Source organism: Streptomyces sp. NPDC052682 (genome assembly GCF_040678435.1).
Lineage (GTDB): Bacteria > Actinomycetota > Actinomycetes > Streptomycetales > Streptomycetaceae > Streptomyces.
Genome location: NZ_JBFATS010000021.1, coordinates 113,220 through 122,247, shown reverse-complemented (window position 1 = coordinate 122,247; position 9,028 = coordinate 113,220). Strand labels below are relative to the sequence as shown.

General features: G+C 74.7%; 8 protein-coding genes. 2 read left to right on the top strand and 6 right to left on the bottom strand.

From position 1 onward, the window contains the following. The 6 genes from AB0K80_RS28750 to AB0K80_RS28725 form a co-directional block, all read right to left on the bottom strand. The coding region (locus tag AB0K80_RS28750; protein ID WP_365674590.1) for an Hsp70 family protein at positions 1-518 on the bottom strand (518 nt) is incomplete at its 3' end. 194 nt (positions 519-712) lie between these two features. Continuing rightward, positions 713-1,141, bottom strand: a complete 429-nt coding sequence (locus tag AB0K80_RS28745; RefSeq protein WP_365674588.1) for an OsmC family protein — start codon at positions 1,139-1,141, stop codon at positions 713-715. Between the two features lie 86 nt (positions 1,142-1,227). Then, the gene (locus AB0K80_RS28740; RefSeq protein WP_365674586.1) at positions 1,228-3,027 is read right to left on the bottom strand and encodes a hypothetical protein; all 1,800 of its coding nucleotides are present in this window, start codon (positions 3,025-3,027) and stop codon (positions 1,228-1,230) included. Further along, positions 3,024-4,085, bottom strand: coding sequence for a MoxR family ATPase (locus tag AB0K80_RS28735; protein WP_365674585.1), 1,062 nt, complete (start codon positions 4,083-4,085; stop codon positions 3,024-3,026). The genes AB0K80_RS28740 and AB0K80_RS28735 overlap by 4 nt, the downstream gene beginning before the upstream one ends. A 140-nt stretch (positions 4,086-4,225) precedes the next feature. Then, on the bottom strand, positions 4,226-6,304 hold the full coding sequence (locus AB0K80_RS28730) for a phage holin family protein (protein ID WP_365674583.1): 2,079 nt from the start codon (positions 6,302-6,304) through the stop codon (positions 4,226-4,228). 804 nt (positions 6,305-7,108) lie between these two features. Further along, positions 7,109-7,510 carry a hypothetical protein gene (locus tag AB0K80_RS28725; protein ID WP_365674581.1) on the bottom strand — a complete coding sequence of 134 codons (402 nt, stop codon included), beginning with the start codon at positions 7,508-7,510 and terminating at the stop codon, positions 7,109-7,111. An 84-nt stretch (positions 7,511-7,594) separates the two neighbouring features. Between AB0K80_RS28725 and AB0K80_RS28720 the strand changes: the two genes are divergently transcribed. Together AB0K80_RS28720 and AB0K80_RS28715 are read left to right on the top strand one after the other, a co-directional pair. Next, positions 7,595-8,368, top strand: a complete 774-nt coding sequence (locus tag AB0K80_RS28720; protein WP_365674579.1) for an MBL fold metallo-hydrolase — start codon at positions 7,595-7,597, stop codon at positions 8,366-8,368. Between the two features lie 44 nt (positions 8,369-8,412). Beyond that, a partial coding sequence (locus tag AB0K80_RS28715) for a VTT domain-containing protein (RefSeq protein ID WP_365674601.1) occupies positions 8,413-9,028 on the top strand: 616 nt, incomplete at its 3' end.

Below are 9,028 nucleotides of genomic sequence, written 5' to 3'. Positions count from 1 at the left end.
AAGACCAGCACCGTCTGGTCGTTCTCCTTGTCCAGCCCGTACGCCAGCGCCGCCGCCGTCGGCTCGTTGATGATCCGCAGCACCTTCAGGCCGGCGATCTCACCGGCCTCCTTGGTCGCCTGCCGCTGGGCGTCGTCGAAATACGCGGGCACCGTGATCACCGCGTCGGTGACGTCCTCACCGAGGTACGCCTCCGCGTCCCGCTTCAGCTTCTGCAGCACCCGCGCGGAGATCTCCTGGGCCCGGTAGCGGGTGCCGTCGACGGAGCCGTGCTCCGGGAAGCGCCATCCCGTGTCGCCCATGTGCCGCTTGACCGAGCGCGCGGTGCGCTCCACGTTCGTCACGGCCTGCCGCTTGGCGACCTCGCCGACCAGCACCTCGCCGTTCTTGGCGAACGCCACGATCGACGGGGTGGTCCGCGCCCCTTCCGCGTTGCTGATGACGGTGGGCTCACCGCCCTCCAGGACGGCCACCACCGAGTTCGTCGTGCCGAGGTCGATCCCGACCGCACGTCCCATCGCCGTCCCCTTCCGCCAGGGCACCTCCGGAACTCCAGCACAATTCTTGAGTGGCGTGTTGTCAATGCCACGTGGGGGTGGCCGGCTCCCGCCGGGCCCCCGCGCACCGGCACCGGTGCGTGCTCAGGGGCGGAACGCCGCCGCGCAGGACACCCTGGTGGGCGTCCTGCGCGGCGGGGTGGGTGGGACTGGTGTCAGGCGAGCTTCGCCGTCAGCGTGATCGGCACGGCCTTGAGGGCCTGGCTGACCGGGCAGTTCACCTTGGCGTCCTCGGCGGCGGCGAGGAAGGCCTCCTCGTCCATGCCGGGCACGGTGCCCTCGACCGTGATGTGGATGCCGGTGATGCCCTCACCGGGCTGGAAGGTCACGTCGGCCGAGGTGGTCAGCCGGGTCGGCGGGGTGCCCGCCTTGTCGAGGATGTTGGAGAAGGCCATCGAGAAGCAGCTGGAGTGGGCGGCGGCGATCAGCTCCTCGGGGCTGGTCTTGCCGTTCGCCTCCTCGGTGCGCGCCGCCCAGGACACCGGCTGATCGGTGAGGATGCCGGAGGAGTCGAGGGTGACGACGCCGCTGCCCTTGAACAGGTTGCCTTCCCACACGGTGTGTGCGGAGCGCGTGGCTGCCATGACGCATCCCTTTCGGATTACGGCTGTTACTGATGGACGGAAATCCCGGGGACGGGTTCCTGTCCCCCATCCGATCACACTCCGGCTCAGCGCACGCGGAAGACCGGCCCTCTGGCGGTGAACGGCAGCCTGGCGCCCTGCGGGATCAGGTAGGCGTGCTCCCCGCGCACCCGCAGGGTGTCGCACCAGCCGTCGGTGATGATCAGCACCGGCGCGCCCTGCGGGAAGTCGTCGGCACGGTGCAGCAGGTCGAGGCCGGGCTGGAGCACCGTACCGCCGCGCCCGTGGACGCGGACCCGGCCGGCGATCTCCGTGACCGGCAGGTACCCCGCGTCGTGCGGCGCCGCGTCGCAGAACACCACCCGGGCCGCCGGTACGTCACGGGCCTCGGCGTAGGAGGCGATGGCCCCGAGCGCCTTGCCGAGCAGGGTGCGGCTCATGGAGCCGGAGGTGTCCAGGACCACGCCGAAGGTGCACCGGGCGATCTCCTCGGGCGGGACGTACCGGCCGGCCCGCGGAATGTCCGGGGTCGCCGCCTGCCGCCGCGAGGGGCGGGCGTAGGACCGTACGGGCTCGGGGCGGGGCACGAACTCGTCGAACCAGCGGGCCAGCCGGGCGTCCCACGGCAGCGGCGGATGGCTCAGCGCGCGGATCTCCTCGACCAGGCCGCCGGGCAGGAAGCCGCGGTCCTGCCGCTGGTGCGCGTCCAGGCCGTGGGCGAGGGCGCGCCGGTAGAACCCGTCGAGGTCGACGTAGTCGCGGGGTGAGCCCAGCGGGCCGCCGAGGATGTCCCCGGCGCCCTTGCCGCGCAGCGTGGACAGGCGCCGTACGCGGCGCAGGTCGCCGGCGATCCGGTCGTAGACCTCCTCGGCGGACAGCCCGGCCAGCTCCGGGTCGTGCAGCACGCCGGCCGGCATGTCGCCGATCTGCATCTCGCGCAGCCAGCCGTTGATGACGTAGTCGCAGGCGATGTTGAACAGGTACGGGTCGCGGGTGCCGCAGCGGTCGCCGTGGCGCAGGGCGGCGTGCAGCATCTCGTGGGCGAGGACGAACCGCCACTCCTCGGGCTCGAAGGTGCGCAGGGGGTTGAGGTAGATCTCCCCCGCCTCCGCGTTGACGGCGGCGACGGAGATGCCGTGCGCGCGGGCGAGTTCGGCGTCGGCCACCAGGGTGATGCCGGCCGCGATGCCGCCGAGCAGCGGATAGGAGGAGACGAACCACTCCAGCGCCCACTGCCAGGGCTTCTTCTCGACGGGCTCGCCGTTCATGGAGTCGCGGCGGCCGCCGGCCAGGTCCATCGCGGTGGACACCGTCCGGGTCAGCGCGGTCGCGAACGCCAGCTGCCAGTCCGGCGGCTGACCGAACCGGTCCCCCCACGGCACCAGCAGCTGGTCCGGCCCGGCACCCGCCGTGCCGCAGCGCTCGTACGCCGCCGGGATGCCGCTGCGCCGCCAGCGCGCGGCGAGCTGCTCCTCGTCGCCGTCCGGGTAGGACAGGGGCAGGTGGTCCGGGGCCTGCCCGACGGGGAAGGTGAGCAGGAAGCGGTTGACGACGGCGCAGCGGGCCGCGAGCGCGCACCGGTCGGGCTGTTCGCGCTCGCCCCTGGCCGCCGGGAGGTGGCCGAAGCCGAGGTGGAGGACGGCGTGGGTGAGGGCCCAGGCCCAGGCCGCGGGGTCGGCGATCCGGTCAGGGTCCACGTGGAGTTCGCCGTCGGAGTCGGCGCGGACGAGACCGTCACGGGGCGCGAGGGGGCACTCCTCGTGGCGGCAGACGCTGAACTCCACGGTGGCCAGCGCGGGATTGGCCCGTACGATGCGCAGGCCCTCCCGGAAGGCCTCCGCCGCGAGGTCGCGCTTCTTCGGCTGCTTCTTCCCGCCCCGGCTCACCGGCGCGCCTCCACCAGCCGCGGCATGTCGCGCGCCGCCTCCACCAGGAACCAGGCCGGCAGCACCGGGTTGCCGTCGGCGTCGGAGGCGATGACGCTCTGGGCGACCTCGACGGAGATCTCGGCGAGCTGCACCAGCAGCGACTTGGCGCGGTACGCGGTCTGCCGGCCGCTCGCCGACATGTGCTCCTTGCTCGCCGGGAGTTCCTTGACGAGCCGGCCGCGGAAGGACTCGGCGAGGTAGTACAGCAGGTCCCGGTCCTCCAGCCGGTGCGGCCAGCGGGCGTCGCCCTTGAGGATCGCCTCGATGCCGAACCGGCTGCGCACGATCTTGACGTAGCCGCAGAAGGCGGTCGCGTGGGTGGGTGTGAGCGTGCCGTGCGCGAGGACCTTCAGCGTCTCCTCGTCGAGGTCGCGGCCGAAGGAGTGCAGCGCGTCGGAGAGCATGTGCCAGGAGCGGGGCGTGGAGAACGGCTCCTCCGTCTTCGGCGGCCTGGACCACAGGTGGTCGGGCCGGTCGGTGAGGTGGTCCACGATCCACGGGTGGATGCCGTTGCTCGCGGCCCAGGTCAGCCAGTCCTTCGCGGAGGCTTCCAGGTGCACGTGGGTGAGGCGGTTGACCAGGGCGGAGGCGATGGGCCGGGCGAGCGCGTTGTCGGTGGCGCGGTTCCCGGCGCCGATGACGACCGAGCCCTTGGGCAGTTCGTAGCTGCCGACACGGCGGTCCAGGATCAGCGAGTAGAACGCCTTCTGCACGTCCGGTGTGGCCGCGTTGAGCTCGTCCAGGAACAGGCAGTACGGCTCGTCGCGGGCGATGGTCTGCGGCGGGCAGAAGACCGAGCGCCCGTCGCGGATCTGCGGGACGCCGATCAGGTCCTCGGGTGCGAGCTGGGTGCCCAGCAGGCTCACGCACTCCAGTCCCAGCGACTCGGCGAACTCCCTGACCAGGGAGGACTTCCCGATGCCGGGGGCGCCCCAGACGAACACCGGCCGTACGGTCGCGAGGCCGAGCAGCAGATCCGGGAGGCGGGCAGGGGTGACGGTGACGGCAGCCTGCAAAGCAGGGGCTCCTCGGGGGAAGGGGTGGGGCACGGGCGCGCGGGTGTGCGCGGCCGGATGCGGTTCAGTGTGGGCGTACGACGGCGGCGGCGCAGCCGAATTTCCCGCCCGGGCGCGGCCCGGCGGCCGCGCAGGTCCGCTCAGGCGGCGCGCTGGTCCTGTCCGGCCTCCAGCGGCACCTGCGGGCCGTCCGACTCGCGCAGCCAGCGCCGCAGGACGCGGTGGACGTGCTCGGCGCCGACGAGTTCCGCCCCCTCGCCGGCGGGCGCGGAGAAGGTGAGGGGCGACAGCAGGAAGGGGCGTCCCTGGGCGCCGCCGAGGCCGCCGTGCGAGCCGATCTGCTCCTCGAAGGAGAGGACTTCGCCGTCGGCCGGGTCGTAGAAGGAGTTGACCATGATGTCGGCGGTGTGCGGGAAGGTGTGGGTCCGGCGCACCAGGTCGGCGGCGCCCGGCCCGAAGGGCGCGAGCGGGCCCGGGTTCTCGTCGAGGTCGTCGAGGGGGATCTCCGCGCCGTACGCCCCGAGCACCACGCCGCCGTGCCGCTCGCTGCGCACCAGCAGGAAGCCGATGCCGGGGTGGTTGGCGAGGGTCGGCAGCAGCGCGGGGTGGCGGGCGTCGATCTCCTCCTTGCTCATCCGGTGCGGCACGTCCGGGAAGGAGACCAGGCCGAGGTTGCCGGAGGCCAGCACGATCGGTTCGGAGCGGCGGGCCGGGCGGTGCTGCTCGCCGCGTTCCTCGACCGGGATGCGCAGGGCGGCGCGGACGGCCGCGCGGGCCTCGGTGCCGCTGCGGGTGCGCTGCGCCTTGCGCGGCACGGGCAGCCCGCAGCCGGCCCGCACCAGGTCGCCGAGGGTGAGGCCGTAGCGGGCGCGGAAGGTCTCCCCGGGGCTCTGCCCGTGGTCGGACAGCACCACGATCCGGTACGGGCGCGGGGCGTGCTCGGCGACCTTCTCGATCAGCGCGAGGGACCGGTCCAGGCGCTCCAGGACCTTCTCGGCGTCCTTGCTGAACGGGCCGGAGTGGTGGGCCACCTCGTCGTAGGCGACGAGGTCGGCGTAGACGGCGGTGCGCCCGGCGAGCATGTCGCCCATCACCGCGGCGACCACGACGTCCCGTTCGACGACGGTCGCGAAGGCCCGCACCAGCGGGTAGAGGCCGCCGCGTGAGACGCGCGGGCGTTCCTTGCGCAGCCGGGCCCGGGTGGACTGGCCGATCTCGCGGCCCACCTCGGCGGCGAAGGACAGGGCGGTGCGCACCGCGTTGGCCGGGTCGCAGAAGTAGGCGAAGTAGCCCGCGCGGGAACGGTTCTGGCGGCTGCGGCGGGCGGCGACGGACAGCACCAGGGCCTGTTCGCCGGCGCCGCCGCTGAACAGGTTGCCGCGGCTGGCGCCGTCCACGGCGAGCAGTCCGTCGTGCCCGGCGTGCCGCGCGGCGCGGCGCTGGAGTTCGGCGGCGCTGGTCGGGCGGTTGCAGACCACGACCTCCCCCCGGTCCTTCTCGTACCAGCGGAAGGCGGGCACGTCGAAGGTGCTGCCGTGCAGGATGCCGAGCTGGCTGGCGCCGGTCTGGCTGGACCAGTCGGTGCGCCAGGGGGTGAGCCGGTGGGTGGGGCGGTGTGCGCCGTCGGCGCCGAGCCAGCGGGCGACGGTGGGCATCAGGCCCTGGCCGACGGCGTCGGTGAGCACGTCGTGGCCGACGCCGTCGAGTTGCAGGAAGACCGTGCCGGGGGTGGCCGGGCAGGACGGTGCGGACCTGCGCCTGCGGCGGTCGGCGAGCCGGTAGAGGCGGCGCCGGTAGGCGTCGTCGTCGCGCACGGCCAGGGCGGCGCCGGTGGCGGAGGCGACGGCGGACATCACGGCGGCGACGACGACCGCGGTCTCCCAGGCGGCGGCGCCGCCGCGCTCGGCGGGGTTGAGGCGCAACGCGAGCAGCAGCAGGGCGCCGTTGAGGAAGAACACCAGCAGCCCGAGGACGAGCGCGGGGACGAGCAGCAGGAGCCGGACGAGCAGCGGCCACACCAGCGCCGACAGCAGGCCGAAGGCGCCGGCGCCGGACGCGGCGGTGACCGCGATGTCGGTGGCGCTGTCGCCGTCCGCCGAGCGGAGCCGGAAGTCGGGCAGCAGGCCGGCGAGCACGAGCATGGTGAGCGTGGAGGCCGCCCACACGGCGACGCTCCGTCCGACCTGACTGGCGGCCCGCCGCCAACGCCCGTCCCGCACGCAGCCCACCTCACGTCCCGGCCCGCCGTCGGTACGGGCCCGTACTCACCCTGCCACAACGGCCGGGGGAATCGTTTCGTCCCGAAGAGGCGGGGTGCCTCTTCGGGCTCCCGGGGTGCACCTCGGGGGCTCCCCGAGCCGCCGCCGGGAGGCGTCCGGCCGACGTCCCGGCGGCTCCGCCCGGGCACCTTCCGGATGGCGTCCCGGCGGCTCCGCCGGGCGCGTCCCGGCGGCTCCGCCTGAGCGCCTCGCGGACCACGTCCCGGCGGCTCCGCCCGGGGCACCTCCAGGACGGCCAGCCCGGCGGCTCCGCCCGGACGCCTCGCGGACGGCGTCCCGGCCTCTCTGGGTCGCTCGCCGGGCCTCATGGCCGGCTCCCGGCCGTCCCCGGCGCCGGGTGCCTCTCCGGGCTCCCGGGCCACACCTCGGGGCGCTCCCGAGCCGCCCCTGCCCGGGCTCCTCCCGGCCGGCGTCCCGCCTACCCGGCACCTCCCGGAAGGCCTCCCGGCCGCTCCACCCGGGCACTCCCGGACGGCGCCCCGGCCGCCCTCGGCCGTTCGCCGGGGCTCAGGGCCGGCTCCCGGCCGTCTCCGCGCCGCTCGCCGGGGGTTGGGGCCGGCTCCTGGCCGTCTCCCGCCCCCGGGTCCGAGGGCCCTCGGCTCTCGGAACGGTCCCGGAGCCCGGCCCAACTCCCGGTCAGCCGCCCGAAAGACTCCCGAAGCAACCGGCTGCCCGGCGGCTGGCGGGCCAAACCGCCCCGGTTGCCGGGCCCGGCATCCAGCCCGGGCCGCCTCCGGCGGCGGGCTAACGCCCGTCGTACCCGGCCGTCGGCATCGACAGTCTGCGATGGACGCAGGCCTTCATCGCCGCGTCGTACGACGGCTCCGCCTGCCCGACCGTCTCGACGCGCACCCCGCGCCGTGCGCACTCCGCGGTGAACTCCTCCACGGACGACAACGCGCTGCGCAGGACCCTCAGGCTGGGGGCCACGAACATGTCCACTCCGGGCCGGACCCCGTCCCACAGCGCGCCGTGGTCGGGCCGCAGGCCGCTCACCAGCAGCTCGCGGCTGACGACGTAGCCCCGCTCGGCGGCCCAGCGGGCGCACATGGCGTGCTGGCTGCGGGAGTCCACCAGGAACGGATCGGCGTCCAGTTCCTCCAGCGGCGTCAGACTCGCGATCGCCGTCACCCTGACCGGCCCCATGGCGTCCCCCTCACCTCCGGTTTTCGCCGCCGACCCTACTCCTGCCCGTAGGCTTCGGGGGAGTCGCGCGAAGGAGGCGAAGAGGTGCCGGTGGAGATCACCTGGTGGGGTCATGCGACCTGCGCGGTGCGGGATTCGAACGTACGCGTCCTCACCGATCCGCTGTTCGCGCGCCGGCTCGCGCATCTGCGCCGCCGGCGCGGCGCGCTGCCGCCGCCCGGCGCCCGGCACGCCGACGTTGCGCTGGTGTCCCATCTGCACGCCGACCACCTGCACGTGCCGTCGCTGGCGCGGCTGGAACAGGGCACGCGCCTGCTCGTGCCCCGGGGCGCGCCGGGTGCCGTGCCGGGGCTGCGCCGGCTCACGCATCTGCGGGTGACCGAGGTGGCGCCCGGGGACCAGGTCCGCGTCGGCGACCTCGTGATACGGGCGGTGCCGGCGCGGCACGACGGCCGGCGGCTGCCGTTCGGCCCGCACCGCTGCCCCGCCCTCGGGTACGTCGTCGAGGGCGAGGCCCGCACGTACTTCGCCGGGGACACCGGCCTGTTCGACGACATGGCCAAGGAGGTCGGGCCGGTCGACGTGGCGCTGCTGCCGGTCGGCGGCTGGGGGCCGTACCTGGGTGAGGGGCACCTGGACGCGGGGCGCGCGGCGCAGGCGCTGGCGCAGCTGGCGCCGCGCTGTGCCGTGCCGGTGCACTACGGCACGTACTGGCCGATCGGGATGGACGCCGTGCGCCCTCATGAGTTCCACGCGCCGGGTGACGAGTTCGCGCGCCTGGCGGCCCGGTACGCGCCGGGCGTGACGGTGCACAAGCTCAGGCAGGGCGACAGCGTGCGCCTGGAGGTCGCGCGGTGACGTGGTCCGCCGCCGTGGCGCCGTCCGCTGCGCCGCTGTCCCCCGTGGCCGTGCTGGCCCTGGCCCCGGCAGGGGTGGCTCCGGAGTCCACGCAGCAGGCGATCGGCTACCCGTCGCTGTTCCTGCTGGTGCTGATCGGGGCGCTGGTGCCGGTGGTGCCGACGGGGGCGATCGTGAGTTCCGCGGCGGTGGTCGCCTTCCACCAGACGGCGCCGTTCTCGCTGGCGCTGGTGTTCGTGACGGCGTCGCTGGCCGCGTTCTGCGGGGACGGGGCGCTGTACTGGCTGGGGCGGCGCGGGATGGCGTCGAAGAACGGGTCGCGGTGGCTGGAGGCGCTGCGGGCGCGGGCGCCGGAGGACCGGCTGGCGCAGGCGCAGCAGAAGCTGGCCGGGCACGGGGTCGCGGTGCTGGTGCTGTCGCGGCTGGTGCCAGCCGGGCGGATCCCGGTGATGCTGGCGTGCCTGCTGGCCAAGTGGCCGCTGCGCAGGTTCGCCCGGGGGAATCTGCCGGCCTGTCTGGCGTGGGCCGTGACGTACCAGTTGATCGGGATTCTCGGGGGGTCGTTGTTCCCGGAGCCGTGGGAGGGAGTGGTCGCGGCGGTGGGGCGGGGCCCGGGGGGGGGGCCGTGTGCGGGGGCGGTACCGGCCCGCGGGAAGGTGT